Annotated in this window: 15 protein-coding genes; 3 read left to right on the top strand and 12 right to left on the bottom strand. The window is 40.0% G+C overall.

What is annotated here, in order from left to right:
* Window positions 1-98: 98 nt before the first annotated feature.
* Window positions 99-431, bottom strand: coding sequence for a redox protein (locus NSQ62_RS06765; protein ID WP_341323167.1), 333 nt, complete (start codon window positions 429-431; stop codon window positions 99-101).
* An 83-nt stretch (window positions 432-514) separates the two neighbouring features.
* On the opposite strand from NSQ62_RS06765, the gene NSQ62_RS06760 reads away from it, so the two are divergent.
* Window positions 515-826: a hypothetical protein gene (locus NSQ62_RS06760; RefSeq protein WP_341323166.1), complete on the top strand. Its 312-nt coding sequence runs from the start codon at window positions 515-517 to the stop codon at window positions 824-826.
* Between the two features lie 246 nt (window positions 827-1,072).
* On the opposite strand, the gene NSQ62_RS06755 is transcribed toward NSQ62_RS06760, so the two are convergent.
* Window positions 1,073-1,651 (bottom strand): 3D domain-containing protein, encoded by a 579-nt coding sequence (locus NSQ62_RS06755; RefSeq protein ID WP_341323165.1) that lies wholly within the window; start codon window positions 1,649-1,651, stop codon window positions 1,073-1,075.
* Window positions 1,652-1,964: 313 nt separating this feature from the next.
* Between NSQ62_RS06755 and NSQ62_RS06750 the strand changes: the two genes are divergently transcribed.
* Window positions 1,965-3,317, top strand: a complete 1,353-nt coding sequence (locus tag NSQ62_RS06750; RefSeq protein WP_341323164.1) for an MATE family efflux transporter — start codon at window positions 1,965-1,967, stop codon at window positions 3,315-3,317.
* A gap of 91 nt (window positions 3,318-3,408) precedes the next feature.
* Here the strand turns inward: NSQ62_RS06750 and NSQ62_RS06745 are convergent, their stop codons facing one another.
* Both NSQ62_RS06745 and NSQ62_RS06740 read right to left on the bottom strand, forming a co-directional pair.
* The gene (locus NSQ62_RS06745; protein ID WP_341323163.1) at window positions 3,409-3,897 is read right to left on the bottom strand and encodes a homoserine dehydrogenase; all 489 of its coding nucleotides are present in this window, start codon (window positions 3,895-3,897) and stop codon (window positions 3,409-3,411) included.
* 329 nt (window positions 3,898-4,226) lie between these two features.
* Window positions 4,227-6,434 carry a YcdB/YcdC domain-containing protein gene (locus NSQ62_RS06740; RefSeq protein ID WP_341323162.1) on the bottom strand — a complete coding sequence of 736 codons (2,208 nt, stop codon included), beginning with the start codon at window positions 6,432-6,434 and terminating at the stop codon, window positions 4,227-4,229.
* 170 nt (window positions 6,435-6,604) lie between these two features.
* Between NSQ62_RS06740 and NSQ62_RS06735 the strand changes: the two genes are divergently transcribed.
* The gene (locus tag NSQ62_RS06735; protein WP_341323161.1) at window positions 6,605-6,811 is read left to right on the top strand and encodes a hypothetical protein; all 207 of its coding nucleotides are present in this window, start codon (window positions 6,605-6,607) and stop codon (window positions 6,809-6,811) included.
* An 87-nt stretch (window positions 6,812-6,898) separates the two neighbouring features.
* On the opposite strand, the gene NSQ62_RS06730 is transcribed toward NSQ62_RS06735, so the two are convergent.
* The 8 genes from NSQ62_RS06730 to NSQ62_RS06695 all read right to left on the bottom strand — a co-directional run bounded on the left by NSQ62_RS06730 (window position 6,899) and on the right by NSQ62_RS06695 (window position 16,315).
* Window positions 6,899-8,470: a Na/Pi symporter gene (locus tag NSQ62_RS06730; protein WP_341323160.1), complete on the bottom strand. Its 1,572-nt coding sequence runs from the start codon at window positions 8,468-8,470 to the stop codon at window positions 6,899-6,901.
* Between the two features lie 126 nt (window positions 8,471-8,596).
* Window positions 8,597-8,857 carry a hypothetical protein gene (locus NSQ62_RS06725; RefSeq protein ID WP_341323159.1) on the bottom strand — a complete coding sequence of 87 codons (261 nt, stop codon included), beginning with the start codon at window positions 8,855-8,857 and terminating at the stop codon, window positions 8,597-8,599.
* 62 nt (window positions 8,858-8,919) lie between these two features.
* On the bottom strand, window positions 8,920-9,183 hold the full coding sequence (locus NSQ62_RS06720) for a thymidylate synthase (RefSeq protein WP_341323158.1): 264 nt from the start codon (window positions 9,181-9,183) through the stop codon (window positions 8,920-8,922).
* Between the two features lie 11 nt (window positions 9,184-9,194).
* Window positions 9,195-9,725 (bottom strand): peptide ABC transporter ATPase, encoded by a 531-nt coding sequence (locus tag NSQ62_RS06715; RefSeq protein WP_341323157.1) that lies wholly within the window; start codon window positions 9,723-9,725, stop codon window positions 9,195-9,197.
* 10 nt (window positions 9,726-9,735) lie between these two features.
* Window positions 9,736-11,520, bottom strand: a complete 1,785-nt coding sequence (locus NSQ62_RS06710) for a glycerophosphodiester phosphodiesterase (RefSeq protein WP_341323156.1) — start codon at window positions 11,518-11,520, stop codon at window positions 9,736-9,738.
* Between the two features lie 14 nt (window positions 11,521-11,534).
* On the bottom strand, window positions 11,535-12,230 hold the full coding sequence (locus NSQ62_RS06705; protein ID WP_341323155.1) for a DsbA family oxidoreductase: 696 nt from the start codon (window positions 12,228-12,230) through the stop codon (window positions 11,535-11,537).
* 105 nt (window positions 12,231-12,335) lie between these two features.
* Window positions 12,336-13,697: an aspartate kinase gene (locus tag NSQ62_RS06700; RefSeq protein ID WP_341323154.1), complete on the bottom strand. Its 1,362-nt coding sequence runs from the start codon at window positions 13,695-13,697 to the stop codon at window positions 12,336-12,338.
* Window positions 13,698-14,242: 545 nt separating this feature from the next.
* On the bottom strand, window positions 14,243-16,315 hold the full coding sequence (locus NSQ62_RS06695; protein WP_341323153.1) for a DNA topoisomerase: 2,073 nt from the start codon (window positions 16,313-16,315) through the stop codon (window positions 14,243-14,245).
* Window positions 16,316-16,460 lie beyond the last annotated feature (145 nt).

The raw sequence follows: 16,460 nt of genomic DNA, 5'->3' as shown, positions 1-16,460 counted from the left end.
TTAAGAAAACAAAAAAACGATTAAAAGAAAGTCACATTCCTTTTAATCGCTGTGTTTTATATCAAATTACTTGTTATTTAGTTGAACTGTGGCTATCACTAATTTAAAAACCAATCAAATACTATACCTAAACCTTTAAATCCAAAATATACAGCAAGAAGGCCAAAAACAAGAAACGCCAAGCAGCCAAATAAACCTGAAAACATAAACAGTTTCATATTGGGCCCTTTTCGTTTACCCCAATCAGCCTTATTGTCGCTTTTCACTTTATTCATCGTCCCACAGTTTGGGCATTTTTCTATATATGTACGCGACTCTGATTTTTTTCCATTCATTACACGTACTTCTGTAGCAAAATTGGCCGTCGCAAAATCAACTGTTATCATTTCATGGCAATTTTGACATTCAATCTGTTGTTTTTTTGCATCCACATTCGTACTCCCCTTTCGACATTCACACATTCCACAAATTTTTGCATATACTAACGAAAACCCTCTTGCTAGGAGGAAGCTCGTTGAATAAAAGTCCAAAAAATGAACCTTCACTGGAGGTTTTAGTTGCACGCTTTGCCTATGCAAGTGCTGCTGTTTTAACACTTAGTGACATGCTCGGTACCATTTCTGCTGGCCTTGCCCTTCGTTTAGTCGAGGAGGCTACTGCTTCCAGTAATCCCAGTGCAAATGGCCGGACAAACCCAAATTCAAGCCGAAATAACTCATCAAATTCGTCAAACAACAGTATGTTTTATTTCGAAGCCGAGCAAATGCAGCGCCAAATGGATGAGCTCATCCTCGAATTGAAACGCCTAAAAAAAATGATGTCTTAATCTCGATTAAACTGCTGATATTTTTTCGTGCCTTCTTTTACTAAAAAAACCTGGCGGCAATAGCGACACCTTGTTTCATACGTAAACATGGGTAACACGTTCTTTCAAGTCACACTTAATGTACTATTATAAACGCTTTTATGTAAAAAAAAATAAAAAAACACCGTTCGCGCCATTGTTAACAAAATGAGGCTTTCCTAATAGACCAAAAAGAGCCGCGCAGTCTAAGCTACGCGACTCTCCTTTTTATGATTTTAACAGCTTGACCGTAACTTTTTTACGTCCCCAGTTATAGGCTGTCTTTTTATTTTTTACGAAAATATCGATTTTTTTACCTTTAATTGCGCCACCTGTATCCCCAGCGATTGCCACGCCGTAGCCTTCAACCCAAACTTTCGAGCCTAAAGGAATGACCTTTGGATCCACTGCGATTACTTTTAAATCAGGGTATTTACGTAAGTTTAACCCTGTTTTCGTGATGCCTGAGCAGCCTTTACAATTTGCTGTGTACGCTGTCGCGGTCATAGTAAAAGTTTTCTTTACGTTTGATGGATGTGTTGCTGCAACCTTTTTTGTTTCTTTTTTTGCAACAGCCTGCTTACTTTGATTAGTTGCCGGTAGCTTGAGCACTTGTTTAACCTTAATCTTGTTTGATGATAAATTGTTCAGCTTCATAAGCTCGTTTACTGTTGTATCGTACTTTTTGGCAAGCATATATAAATTCTCACCTGATTTAATTGTATGTGTAGCTGCGAAAGACGGACTTGCAAAAATAAATGCGCTAGCAGCTATTGCCACTGCAAATGCTAATAGTTTCTTGATCATACTTGAATATTTCCCTCCAACTTCTTTTCGTGAAAAATCTTTTTGATTCAACTTGTATTAGCTTACCGTTTAAATATTTCAGTTGTATGACGATTTGATGTTACAGCCATTACAATTACGTAACGAAATGTCGAAATTCGTCGTTTTTATATTACGAATATCAGAAAATTAGTTTTTAATTTTGGTAATACATCAAATATCTACTAATTTATTCCGCAATTCTGTTACTTCGAAGTTCGTACTATCATCGATTCCCTTTTTATGGTACGATTCTCTTTGTTTTTAAGTTATCGAACGAAAGAGTGAAACAAAATTGGCAAACAAAACGAAAGAATTAAGCTTATTTAAACTTACATGGCCCTTATTTTTAGAATTGTTTTTATTTATGCTCATGGGACTTGCAGATACATTTATGCTAAGTGCGGTATCAGACAATGCAGTCGCGGGTGTCGGGACGGCCAACCAATACATTCAAATCGCGATTCTTCTATTAGGAGTGATCGGAACAGGGGCATCGATTGTTGTTTCCCAGTACTTAGGCTCACGCTTACTAGCAGATGCTTCTAAAATTGCCGCGCTGTCGGTGACGTTAAACTTAATTATTGGTCTTATTCTCAGTGGACTGTTCATATTATTCTCAGATGCAATTATGCAAATGATGAACTTACAAGGACCTGTACTTGAAGCAGCACAAAGCTATTTAGCCATTGTCGGTGGTTTTATTTTTGTACAGGCGCTCATTACATCTCTTTCTTCTGTAATTCGTGTACAGGGGTGGACAAAGCAAACAATGTATGTGTCACTCGGCATGAACGTGTTACACGTCATCTTGAACTACATTTTAATTTTCGGGAAATTTGGCGCACCGGAGCTTGGTGTGGAAGGTGCAGCAATTTCTTCGGTCATTAGCCGAATTGCTGCGGCGATTGTGTTCTTCTGGCTGTTATATCAAGCGCTTGAAGTACGCATTCAGATTGCAGATTACTACCGCTTTTCAAAGGAATACATTTCAAAGATTTTAAAAATCGGAATTCCTTCTGCATTAGAGCAAGTCTTATACCAATCTAGTCAAATTATTTTACTATACTACGTGACGTACATCGGTGCTGAAGCGTTATCCGCTCGTCAATATGCGATGAATATTTCGATGTTCACGTATTTATTTGCGATGGCGATCGGCTCAGGTACCGCAATTTTAGTGGGACGTTACGTCGGTGCAGGTGATAAGGACTTAGCTTATAAAACGGTGTGGTTTAGTGTCAAGTCTGCACTTATCTTTACATTAGTGATGGTCGCACTCGTTATGACCTTCCGTGTACCGCTCATGTCGTTATTTACCGATAATGAAAACATTATCGCAATCGGAGCAAGTGCGCTCTTATTAAGTATTCTTCTAGAAACAGGACGTACGATTAATATTACAATCATTAACTCGCTCCGCGCAGCTGGCGATGCAACTTACCCTGTGCGCATCGGGATTGTGTCGATGATTGGAATTGGTTTATCACTTGGTTATCTCTTCGTCTTTGTACTTGATATGGGCTTAGTTGGTATTTGGCTAGCGATTGCCTGTGATGAATGGATTCGTGCCATTTTAGTAATTTTCCGCTGGCGCAGTCGTAAGTGGGAACGCTTTGCACTTGTCGGACCGAGTAAAAAAATATAAAAAATGCCGTAGCTCAAGTTTTGGGCTGCGGCATTTTTAAACAAACAAAAGACCATCTAAGCAGCAAGTGCTTCAGATGGTCTTTCGTGTATTATTTTTCTAAGTCTTCCGAAACTACTTCCACAGTTGCTTCTTCAGTTACTTCTTCAGTTACTTCTTCTGTTGTTACTTCAGACTCTTCAGTTGCTTCTTCAACAACTTCTTCAAGAGCTGCTGCTTCTTCAGCTGCTAATGCTAAAGCGGCTTCTTCTGCGCGACGAGCCGCTTCCTCTTCTGCTGCTTTTTTAGCTGCTTCTTCGATTGGCTTGTTAACAACGCCTAGGCACCATACGAACTCTTCCCAAGCCATGTTCCAGCCACGGTAAATTTCTTCTGAATCATCCCATTTTACTAAGTAAGCAAGGCCATCTTCTGTTTTTACTAATGATAACGTAAGCTCCGCTCCAGCACGGTCACTTACTAATTTAATTTTACCTTCTTCATCGAAGCGCTCTTCGATGTTATCCTTATCTGTAAACGTACGACTTTGCGCAATTTCAAATAATGCATTGCTATGAATGCGATATTTATTTTTTTGCATGCTTTTCCCAACTTCCATCAAAAATTAATTACTTTTACTATATTACAACGTTTCCTAAAATTTTTCGCGACTTTTTTTAGGATTCCGTGCTTTTTCTTATTTTAACATAAAATGCGATACATAAACCACTATGTTATCCGAAAAAACCGAACGTATATTCCTAATTTTGTGATGTATCTCGAACATATTGTTATTTTACTATCAACTAAACAATTCGTGCCAAATTACGCATGAAGATGTTTCCATTTTACTACTGTGCGCCTACTTCATTATCCAAAATCGTATTTATGTATAAATTCCCGCTACGCACACATCGTAGCGGGAAATAATTAATAGCTTGTATTTTGCTTGTCTGCAATTGCGTATGCTAAATCAATAATTGATACAGCTAAATCCGCATAAGTGACTTCCTTCTTAGGTTGGAAATTATTTTGTGATAATTTTTGTAATTCCAGTGCGCTTGATAAGGCAACATAGCCAACATTCGCCGGTGTAATATCAGCTACATCCGCAAACTTCACGTTATAAATGTCTTTTTGTTTTGCAGCTTGCTCTAAGCCTAACGCACGGATAAACCATACAGCTACCTGCTCTTTTGTCACATTTCGATCGATGGCAAGCTGATCATCTGCACGAATAATGCCTAGACGATATGCCGACTCGACAACTGCATAATACGGATGATCCACAGGTATTAGCTCAAACGTGCTCGTTGGATTTTGACCGTAATTATACGAGTATCCCTCGTAGAAATAGCCAATTGACTTGACGATTGTTTTTAATGCATCGCCTTGTGAAATAGCTTTATCTGCATTGAAGTCTTTTGCACTTTTCACATCAATTGCGCCTGCTTGAATTAAGTAATTTAATTCTTTTTCAGCAGTTTTATGTGTAATCGTTTCTTTTTTCAGTGCACCATATGCTGTTAAAAATTCACCGGTTACTGCATCCATTTGATATAACTGCTCGTCGTTAATCGTTGGAACATATAACAATTCGTATTTGTCCTCTTCTTTTTGGACAGCACTGTAGACAAGCTTGGCACCTAATGCGGCATTAAACTTCTTTTGTGCTTCATTAAGTGGAATCGCCGTCGCGAGATCCGGCCACTCTTCAATCATTAGATGATTTCGGTAGTAGGATTTTAACTCCCCCTTATTGTTGATGCTTACAGAAATAGTGTCACCATTTACAACAAGTCCGTTTTTAATGCGTGGGAATGCTACGTTATGTGTTTTATCATCCTCATTGTACGAAATTTCGTGAATTGGCTTTGAATATTCGTGTACCGACGCTGGCGCAAACTCTTTCACAAAATCGAGCGCGATCGCTATAACTTTGTCTTCTGCTAGGCGAGGCGTCGTATCCTCAGGCGCATCTAGGTACGGCAACGAATCCGATAAATCATAGTAATTCGTTAGCTCACCAGTATTTTTATTAAATTCAATCGATGTACTGTGCGATGAATTTTTCATATGGTAAGAATACGAAATACTAACAACGCTTGTACCGTTATATTCATGCTCATAGGCCGAATCAATCGTAAATTTCTCTCCATTTGAACGTGCTTCCACTAATTTCTTCGCGCGCTCTTTTGCTTCATCCATTGTCAGTGGCTTTTCTTGCTGAAGCTGTTCGGTTACAATTGGGCTTATTGGCTTCATTTTAGTTTGTGTTGTTTCGCCTAAATAATTATGCCATTTCCCTGTTTTTGCATGGAGTCCATTAAAGTTCGTTGCTGGTACGTACACCAGGCTTACTTTTGGTTTCGCGCTATACGACATGTAGTCATACGCATATTGCAACGTTAGCTTCATTTCGTCTTGTAATTTTTCTACGGCCGCATCTTTTGCTATTACATTCGCTGTATCCTCAAACACCTGGCGCTTAGGCTGCATGCTGTACTGTGTATAATACTGCACATTGCCATCGCCTAGTACGCTCACATAAATACCTTGATCTTGAATCGGAATATTTTTTTCTGTTTTCACAAATGTATACGTGTAAGTAATCGGCTCTGTAATAATACGTGTTGAATAATAACTTGGCACTTCACTCGCTATCATAAAGTCCGATGAGCCTGATACCTTCTTCACAAAATCAGTCGCAATCGTTTTCGCTTGCTTCTCCGTTATTTTCCCAGGAAATAATGCATCCTTCGAAGAATTTGGATACATTGAAATCGATTCAATGTCCAGTGTATCTCCAATAAACGTAATACTGCCTGATGTCATTTTATTATTAATCATTTTTGTGTATGATAGCTCATAGCGTGTCGTTAAATCATCTGCATAGTGATGACTCATTGTAGACATATTGAAATCACTATTACTAAATGAATTAAACATTTCTGGTAATGTTGATTTTAATTTACTAATAAGCTTTTCTTTTGTAATTTTTTCATCGGTAATGGCAACAAAAATTTGTTGGCGCTCTTCGTTTACAGGTGGCGTTGAATTGGCATCCGCTACAGCCCCTCCTGCGAACAAACTTAACGCCACAGCAGACATACTAAGCACACTCGTCCATTTTTTCATGTTGTCTCCCCCTTTTTTGTCTAATACTTCTAATCATACGAAAGATATTGTAAAAAGTTTCAAAATATTCATTAAAGAATAAAAATTATGTGACACCCAGATGACTTTCATCGTGTTCATTGAATTGCACATACGATTCATGATAAAATTTTGTATTAGAGGTGAACAACGTGAGTATTGTTACAGCAGGACTGTTAATTACATTTTCAGGTATCTTAGTAGCGTGTATTGGGCTTTTAGATATCGTTCCAAATGCGAGCCAAACCTTTAATTACATTGTCATCGGCCTTGGCTGGATTTTCATTTTAATCGGCATCGTCGTACGTATTATTGGTATGAAAATGGAAAAGAAATATAACCAAGAACAAAAGCGCTAAAGTTCCTAAAGTAGTCGAGGGGCTAGCACTTTAACCTAGAAGACTAATAAAAATTCCCGAACACCTCGTAAAGTGTTCGGGAATTTTTTAGTCTTCGTTAATCGATTGGAACTCCGCCATTCGCGCAGTTGCACGCCAGTAGTGGTAGATTAAACGGTCAATCCACAAAAGCGCATCGACTTTTGATACGGCTAAATCGAGCTGTGTTTCATTCGATACAGAACGCTCGAAATATTGATTTCGCTTATTACGACGCGCTTCCGCCATTTCCTGAGACGTATGCTCTAAAATAATCGCAATGTCGAGTAAGCGATCATCTTCTGTTAACTTATCTTCAATTGTAGTTAAAAGCTCCTGCCAATCTTGCATCAACTTCTCTTGTAAGTAAAGTGCCTCGACTTTTTGTTGCTCGCGCAGCACTTTAATCAAGCGGTGTAAATGATCGAGTGTATGTAAAACTGATATTAACTTCGTGCGGTCGAGCTTAGAGGTTACTAAAATACCATCTAAAAACTTACGTGTTATATGAAGCGCTTCTTCGACTTCAAGCATTTTCTTTTCGTAATCCACCGTAACTTTTTTCGACTGCATCAGAAGCTGCTGCGCCTTTGTGAGCTCCAGCATAATATCACGCATCGTTTTAAACGACACATCAATCGCCACAGACGGCATTTCGATTAAGCTCTCGTCTAAATTACGTGTTAATGCATTTTCACGCTCCGGTACCATCTTTATAAGTAAATTCGCAAATGGCCCCATTAATGGAATGAAAATTAGCGCCCCTACTACACTAAACAATGTATGGAAAATTGCTAAGCCTAGCGTTTCATCGAAGTTACCTGAAATGGCAATCGTAATCCACTCGGTTGCACGCACAAAGTACGAGAATACGACCGTGACAATAATCGCCGTTATCAAGTTAAACATTAAATGGGTCATCGCGGTACGCTTTGCTGCGACCGACGCACCAATTGCTGCAAATAATGCCGTTGCCGTTGTACCAATATTTTGCCCAATGACTAAATAAGCCGCTTGTTCAAAATCGATTGCGCCTGCGAATAATGCTGTTAACGTTGCTGCCATCGCTGCGCTTGATGCCTGCATAATCACGGTCATCACAAGTCCAATGACAATAAGTAAGAAAATCGAAACAATCGAGTCTGCCGGGATTTTATCAAACGCAATTAAATCTTGTGCAGAGCCCATCCCTTGCTGTAACATGTCAATCCCTAAAAATAGTAAACCAAAGCCTGCTAACACATTACCAAATTTTTTCACATCATTCGGTGCAATGAGTGACATAAACACCCCGACACCAATAATCGGTAATGCCATCGTTTGTAGGCTAATTTTGAAACCAATTAACGAAATAATCCATCCTGTACTCGTACTACCAATGTTGGCACCGATAATGACCCCGATGGATTGGATAAACGTAAGTAAACCTGCACTAACAAAGCCAATTGTTAATAATGTCGTTGCCGTCGATGATTGCACAAGCATCGTCATCGCAGCACCGGAAATAACTGCACTAATACGGCCTTTCGTAAACTTGTTCAGCCATTTTTTTAAAGCATCCCCGGCAATTTCCTTCAGCCCGTTTGTTAACATGGTCATCCCAAGTAAAAACAAACCTATCCCACCAAAAATTGTGAGCATTCCATCACCACCAAATTGAAATAATCATTAAAAGTCTATCTTAACATTTTAATTACATAAATTTAACAATTGGTTTACATTTCAATGGGAATACACAGGAATTGTGAACTTTTTATGTGCGATTTTTCACAGCTCGCATAACTCATCTTCGAGTAAATAATACTTCGCCCCGTAAATTTCCACCTCGTACGTAATGGCCTTTGCGGTCACATGCACTTGCAAGATTTCCCCTACTTTGTTTAGGATATGCGGCTCATAGTATTTACGATAATGATGCGCTTCACTGTCAATTCTTTCATCAATTAACTGGACTTTTACTAGGTCCAAAAGCTGAAATTTTGGCTGTTTGTCGCCCTCCAGCACCTGAAACAAGCTCAATTGCTCCAAAAAAATCACCTACCCGTAATGTATGTACAATACATTCGAGCAGGTGCGCTGTTTTTCCTTTATTAAAAAATCGGATTATCTGCGTTTGGCAACGGTAAGACCGTCTCTCCCTTTTTTTGCTCGGGCTTTAAGTACACAACTAGTTCCTGCTGGTACGTGCCGTCTTCTACTAAATAGTGATCTAATGTGTGGCTGTCGTATTGATACGTGCCAAATGGGAACGACACATTATCACCTTTGACCGCAGCAAGTAAGCCTGCTACGTCGTTTGATACCATATGCAGCACTTCTTCTGCTGTTTCTGTTAATACAAATACTACGTTCATATTGTTCTCCCCTAAACTCCGATAAATAATGCCGCCTGGGCAATCGCGATGTAAAAAGCGGTATTTTGAATCGGCGCGTCTTCTGAAAGTTCGAGTGCTAATCGAAACGTATCTGTTGCCTCCTCATACATCGCCAGCCAGCGTGCGATGATCTGATCATCCACGGTAAAATTCGACCAGTCATCCATTTCCTTATCGATTTTCATTTTAAAATTGGGCCCTGTTATAAATAGCTCGGGCACACCAATACGCCAATTTTCGTAATTGACGATGAATTTATCACCCGTTACTAAATCCTTGCCCTCAAACCATACCTTGCCGCGACGGAAAATTTTCTTCGCTTCAAATAATGGTGCGCCGTCATTTGCCGTGACGCGGTATTTTAAAAAATAGCGGTAATCGAAATAGCCATCGAGTAGCTTTTTTAAGCCATTATCGTAAACGCGCTCAACTAGCAGCACTTGTTCGCCTGCCGCATTAAAAATTGCTTGTGGCGCTGTTGATTTAATGTTACCAAGTGCTTGATACGTAAAAGTTTGCATGAAAGACCCCTTAATAAATAATTTGAATTTTGTTGAGAATACGGCGTACGAAATTTTTCTTCTCATCAAACGTCACGCGAATTTCGTTCGCCACATCTGGATGATTGGTAATAATGCCGTCGATATTTTGCTCATAATAGCGTTGCAAGCCGCGCTCCTCATTGACCGTCCACACAAACAACTTCTTATTCGCTGCGTGAATTTGATCTTGAATACGTCCTGTAGCAAAGGACTGCTCAACCGCGATAAAATCCGCATCTGTTTTTGGCAGCGTGCCATACGCAATCGCAAACACTAGCCCTGTAATAACGCGCGGCTCTAATGCTTCAAGCTCTGCCATTACTGGTAAATCAAGCGACTGGACATAATGGACATCGAGCGCTTCAACATCATCGAGTAATGTGACAAAACGCTGTAAAAAATCATCCGTTTCCTTACCATGTGTTTTAATCTCAATTAACAATTTTATCTTGAGTTGCCTACTCACTTCAAGTACTTGCTCTAATGACGGAATTGTGTCACTAAGACCGCCCGCTGATACCGTTACACCGACTAGTTCATCCAGCGTCATATCCGACACGGTGCCTGACTTACCCGCAAGACGTGATAACGTGGCATCATGAAATACAACAAACTGCCCGTCCTTCGTTTGCTGAATATCTATCTCTACCATTTCCGCACCTGCTTTTGCTGACGCTTCAATGGAACTAATCGTATTTTCAACGCCCCGCTCCATAAAGCCACGGTGCGCAATGACGAGCGTATCAGGCTCATATACCGTCTTCTCCAAATTCACAATATTAATACCGCTCACAAGGAAAAACGCATAAATCATAATCAATAGCGACCACTGGCGAATCGTTAAGCGAAACGATTCTTCCTGTACGATCAGTGGTTTATCATGTGTCAGCTGAAACGACACCATCACAAGAAGCTGTGAGAAAATGATTTGCAAAATAAAGAAAAATACCAAAATGACACCTTGTGCAAGCGTTAAAGTAAAACCAGCCGTTACCAAGCTCCAGCTCGGGATCACTTTTTCAATGACAAGTAATGGAATAAACACCACAACGAGCGATGCCAGTAGCAAGGACACATGCACAACTAAAATAAAACCTAGCATGCCAAGCGTTTCGATTAGTTTCTTTTTAGAAAACTGCCAGCTCAGCTTCATTGCTTCCCAAATCGACATCCACTGATACACGACAAAAAATGGCCATGAAAAAATAAAGCGCAACCCGATAAACCCAAGTACGGCAATCACCGCTACATATAAAATCGTGCCATCTCGTGAACTTAATAATTCATCTACTATAAAGCGCGGAATTTGCAAGTTTTGCAGTAGTGAGATTGGCAAAATCGATGAAATCAGCGGAATTAGTAACAGCGAATACACTACAATGAGTAACGTCTGAATGCTTATAAAATAGACAACCTTCTGATTCAGCCGCTTCCATAAGCCCTTCCATGTATATGGAATCGCCCGCTGCTGATGATACGCCATCAGCATTAAAAAACCTATTTCATAGTAGATAAACAAAATCCCGATTAGCAAGATTAACAGAATGCCAAAAATCGCAAATGGATGTGTAAGTATAGCCATGATGCTATTTTCGGTAATAGTTTGTACACCGGTAATATCCATCGTTAACGAGATTAATAGCGTAATAAGCGGTAACACAGCAAAGGCCTGCACAAGTCGTAAAATGGCAAAGTTACGAATATAGTCAACTCGGTAATAATATAAATTCCGAAAAATTAGTTTAATGACACGCTTTATACGTTCCAAGCGCACTCCCCCAAGCTTTGCTAAATGTCACAACCGTCCGCACCACAAGCGGCGTCACTTTCAATAACAGCTAGACGCTTATTCGCGATTTGCTGTGCTTGCTTTAATGTTTTCACATAAATTTCGTGCGGTTCCACACCTTTAATACCATACGCATTTTCAAATACCATAAATGGCACACTTGTAATTTGCATCTGCATCGCGTCATAGCGGTCTTGTGCAAGCTCATCGCTAAAAAGTTGCTCGTCAATAACGCGCTGTGCTTCATCGATTGGGATACCAAGTTCGGCGCAGATCCCAACTAACGCCGTCGTGTCATTTAAATTAAAGCCATGTGAGAAATAGCCATTCATCAAACGCTCCGTGAAGGCATCGGCCGCCTTATAGTTCGCCGCTAACTTTGCTAGACGGTGCGCATTTTCGGTATTAGCGATTTTAATTTCATCGACATTGTATGTGAGCCCTGCTTCGTTTGCGTGGGCATGCACCGCGTCAATCGCCTCTTGCATTTTGGCCATGTTTCCATTAAAGCGCTCGTGCATGACTTCCTTGTAGTTCAACGTTTCTAGTTTTGAGGCATCTGGTTTTAATTGATAGGCTTTATATTCAATTTCCACATTTTCGGTTAATTGTAACTCTTTTATTGCTGAAAATAACTTTGTTTTACCAATATAGCAAAATGGACAGCTAAAATCCGAGAAGATTTCGATTTTCATAGGGTTTCCTCCGTTCAAACATACGTGATTTATTCTCACATGCTCTCCATAAAAAGACAAGAAAAAAAGCCGAACCCATTACGGATTCGACTCATTTTTATCCTTTCAAGCAACTGGAATTTTCGCAAAAAACTCCTCGTATAAACCTTTTAAAATTTGGTCCTCAAATTCAGAACGTACGCCAAATACTAAGCTAACCTCTGAAGAACCTTGATTAATCATCTCAATATTCGCACCTGTATTTGAAATTGCTGTTGCTGCACGCGCTGCTAAGCCTGTGTTATGACGCATGCCTTCGCCAACAATGACAATCATCGAGAACTCATGGCTAAATTGTACATCGTCCGCGCATAACTCTGATTTTACACGTGAAATAATACGTGCCTCTTTTTCAGGTGTTAACTGATTCGAACGCATAATCACTGAAATATCATCTAAGCCAGATGGTGTATGTTCGTAAGAAATGTTCTCTTCTTCTACGATTTGTAAAAGCTTGCGACCAAAGCCCACTTCACGGTTCATTAAGTATTTCGACACGTATAGGATTGAAAAGCCACCGTCTGCCGAAATCCCTGTTACGGGACGATTTGTTTCTGAACGCGTTGGTAAAATTCGCGTACCTGGTGCTCCTGGATTGTTCGTATTTTTAATGTTTACAGGAATACCTTGTTTGTAAACTGGCATTAATGCTTCATCATGGAATACCGAGAAGCCCGCATACGATAATTCACGCATTTCACGGTATGTAATTTCTTTAATATCTACTGGATCATTGACTACTTTTGGGTTCGCTGCGAATACACAGTCCACATCCGTAAAGTTTTCATAAAGCTCTGCACCTACTGCAGACGCTAAAATTGAGCCCGTAATGTCTGAGCCCCCACGGTCGAATGTGCGTAAAACACCTGCTTTTGTATAGCCAAAGAAACCTGGGAAAACAATAATCTCTTCTGTATCTTTTAATTTACTTAAATTTTTATACGCTTCAGGTAATGCGAATGTACGCTCTGGTAAATCATTTACGACAAGCCCCTCTTTTGGACTTACGTATTTCGCAGCTAACCCAATAGAATTGAAGTAGCTTGCGATGACTTTTGCGTTGTTATCCTCACCACTTGCTTTAATACTATCAATGAATAAATCTGTATTTGAACGATCTGCCTGTACACGTTCGCGTAAATCCGCTGCGATAATGTCCGTCATTGTATTGTCTAAGCCAAGTCCGTCTGTAATCGCTCGATAACGATTTACGACTACATCAATTTTTGATGCCACATCTCCGCCAGCTAGTGCCGTGTCCGCTAAATCGATTAATAAATCCGTCACCTTAATATCGTCACCTGAACGTTTGCCTGGAGCAGAAACAGCGACAATCTTTCTTTCAGGATTAGATTTCACAATATTTGCTACTTTTTTGATTTGTTCTGCACTTGCGACAGATGTGCCGCCAAATTTACATACTATCATCTCATCAGATCCTTACTTTCAAAATTGATATTTGTACTTATGGAAAAAACATTTGACCTTCCACAGTGTACAAATATATTCTAATGCAGTCAAGACTATTCTGTAAATTCAATAATCTATTTAGTCAAAATACGAGTAATTTTCAAATTTGTCAATATATTATATGGTGTTTTTACAAATTGGTGTGATATATCGAAGGAATTGGTGGGAATTTGAGACAGGTCAAATTGTTAACTACTTTGTTACTTATAACTTCAAACCATTATTTTGGCTCATCACCATAACATGGGGTTGCTTTCTAGAATTTAGTCTTACTTTTTTGATTGCTGGGCTACGGCATGACCGCGAATTCAAAGTCAATACAGGCACATTAGAACGCGCATCGTCTTTAATGACGTTTGCGATGCCCATCCACCCACTGATGAATTGTTGTGCAGATTCAATCCCCGACTTTTGGTGATGCTCCATTTTTTTACATATTCATATGTATCAATCTGTCGACAAAAAAAAAACTACTGCAAAGTACAGTAGTTTTGTTAATCATCCTATTGTTTCGGATTGGCAAAGACAAATTGAAGCTGATCGTCTTCAAGCTTTAGCTTAGCCTTACCTTTTTTCCCACTTTTCCACGTAAAACGAATTTCGCGCGTTTCTTTCCCTGCGAGTAGCTTTCTTGCATCATTTGGCGTAATTTTTGCTCTCATTAGCACTTTCGAAATGAAAAACTTACAGCCCTTTGTCGTGCATTGATAGCCTTTAAAGCCTTCAATTACTTTTCCACCGCATTTTTTACAAACCCCGACTACAACAACTTCCTTTTCTGCCACTTCCATGTCAATGGCTTTAAAGTTTGCGGTCGAGTCAATAATATAGCGTTGCATATCCTCGTAAAACTGACGAGAACTTAGCGTACCATCGACAATATCCTTGAGCTTTTTACTCCACACTGCTGTTAATACCGGCGATACAATGTCATGGTGCTTCATACTATCAATGACATCCATACCAAACTGTGTTGCGGCAAACGATTTCCCGTCACGCGTTAACATCCCAACCGCAACAAGCTTTTCTAAAATTTCCGCGCGAGTTGCCGACGTCCCGATCCCCTCTGCGTCCTTTAACACTTCCTGCAGCGCCTTATCTTCCACAAAGCGCCCCGCGTGAAACATCGCATCCAGTAACGTACTATCCGTATAACGTGCAGGTGGCTCGGTCACTTTTGACAGCACCTTTGCGTCCTTTACGCTACGCTTTTCGCCTACTGCAAGTGCCGGGAGATTACTTTCCACCTGCTTCTTTTTGTGGGCATTATAGAGCACGGTATAGCCCTCATCAATGACTACATTGCCCGTTGCTTTAAAATGCTCGCCCCCACATGTGAAGGTCATTTGCGTTTTATCCACTACATACGGGTCCATGAAAATCGCCAGTAACCTTTTTACGATGAGCTGATAGATTTTATCCTCATACGGTGTTAGCTTCTTGCTACCTAACTTCACATCAGTCACCGTAATTGCGTGATGGTCCGTGAGCTTTTTATCATCTACGTATTTTTTGGAATACTGGATTTTTTGCACACGGCTCTTGTCCTGTAAAATCGATGTTGTAAGCTCGGAATATTGCGGCATCGACTGAATCGCTGTTAAATTACGGTCAATCGTTTTGGCGAAGTTTGTTGGTAGATGCTTCGATTCTGTACGGGGGTACGTAATTAACTTCTTCGTCTCGTACAGGCTTTGCGCAACCTTTAGCGTTTCGGCTGAGGTCATCCCGAAAAACTTATTCGCTTCTTTTTGTAATTCAAGTAATGAGTGCAAGCTCGGTGCAAAAATTGTTTTACGCTCGGTCTTCACATCCGCCACTGTCACTTCCTGTGTTAAGCCCTGCATAATGACCTGTGCTTGTTCAAGTGTCTCGATTTTATTGGACTTTGTTTTCGGGTCAAACCACAACGCCTTAAAGCCCCCTAAATCGAGCTCAATTTGAAAATAAGGCTGCGGGACGAAATTTCGGATTTCAAGCTCACGCTGCACCACAATCGCAAGTGTTGGGGTCATAACACGTCCAACCTTAATCGTGCGCCCCCCTTTGACCGTTGCCGCGCGCGTTAGATTTAATCCGACAAGCCAATCAAAAATCATGCGGTACATCGCCGCATTGCGTAAGTTTTTAATCAAAAGATCGTTTTCATCGATTAAATTATTTAATGCATCCCTAATTGCCGGTTCTGTTGTTTGTGACGTCCAAAAACGCTTTACCGGTAGCTTACAGTTCGCCTTTTTGTAAAACGCGTAAAAAATATTTTCTCCTTCCATTCCGGCATCACACGCATTAATGACAAAATCATAGCGCCCATGCTTTAGCTGATCGGCGATATTTTTGTACACACTCGCTGCCGTTTTCTTCACACGGAATTCGTAGCGCTCCGGCATCATCGGAAGTAAATCAAGATTCCACTTCTTCCACTCCGGCTTATATTCATGCGGCTCCTTTAGCTCTACTACATGGCCTACGAAGCTCGCAAATTCAATTGTTATTGGTAGATTCATTTTTTTATATACTTTTTCAATATCACGCATGAGTGAAGGTTTCTCAGCAATGAGCAATGCTTTTGGCATGCGATTCACCCCTTATCTACCTTTAGTATAATAAGTTTCCTCTTATTTGCAAAGAAAAACCGAACATATGCACGGTGAAATACAATCTATCTATTTTATAAATTTGAGATTTTAACGAGCGTTTTATTATGTTAATGTAGAAAAA

Origin of the sequence: Solibacillus sp. FSL H8-0523 (assembly GCF_038051985.1) — a bacterium.
Taxonomy (GTDB): Bacteria; Bacillota; Bacilli; order Bacillales_A; family Planococcaceae; genus Solibacillus.
The sequence above is the reverse complement of the archived record's forward strand: the minus strand, read 5'-3'. Positions and strand labels throughout refer to the sequence as shown.

What these genes read in the sequence shown, in the direction of transcription:
- NSQ62_RS06755 (WP_341323165.1), bottom strand. Translation starts at nt 1,651, where the DNA reads ATGATCAAGAAACTATTAGCATTTGCAGTGGCAATAGCTGCTAGCGCA.
- NSQ62_RS06745 (WP_341323163.1), bottom strand. Translation starts at nt 3,897, where the DNA reads ATGCAAAAAAATAAATATCGCATTCATAGCAATGCATTATTTGAAATT.
- NSQ62_RS06740 (WP_341323162.1), bottom strand. Translation starts at nt 6,434, where the DNA reads ATGAAAAAATGGACGAGTGTGCTTAGTATGTCTGCTGTGGCGTTAAGT.
- NSQ62_RS06730 (WP_341323160.1), bottom strand. Translation starts at nt 8,470, where the DNA reads ATGCTCACAATTTTTGGTGGGATAGGTTTGTTTTTACTTGGGATGACC.
- NSQ62_RS06720 (WP_341323158.1), bottom strand. Translation starts at nt 9,183, where the DNA reads ATGAACGTAGTATTTGTATTAACAGAAACAGCAGAAGAAGTGCTGCAT.
- NSQ62_RS06715 (WP_341323157.1), bottom strand. Translation starts at nt 9,725, where the DNA reads ATGCAAACTTTTACGTATCAAGCACTTGGTAACATTAAATCAACAGCG.
- NSQ62_RS06705 (WP_341323155.1), bottom strand. Translation starts at nt 12,230, where the DNA reads ATGAAAATCGAAATCTTCTCGGATTTTAGCTGTCCATTTTGCTATATT.
- NSQ62_RS06700 (WP_341323154.1), bottom strand. Translation starts at nt 13,697, where the DNA reads ATGATAGTATGTAAATTTGGCGGCACATCTGTCGCAAGTGCAGAACAA.
- NSQ62_RS06695 (WP_341323153.1), bottom strand. Translation starts at nt 16,315, where the DNA reads ATGCCAAAAGCATTGCTCATTGCTGAGAAACCTTCACTCATGCGTGAT.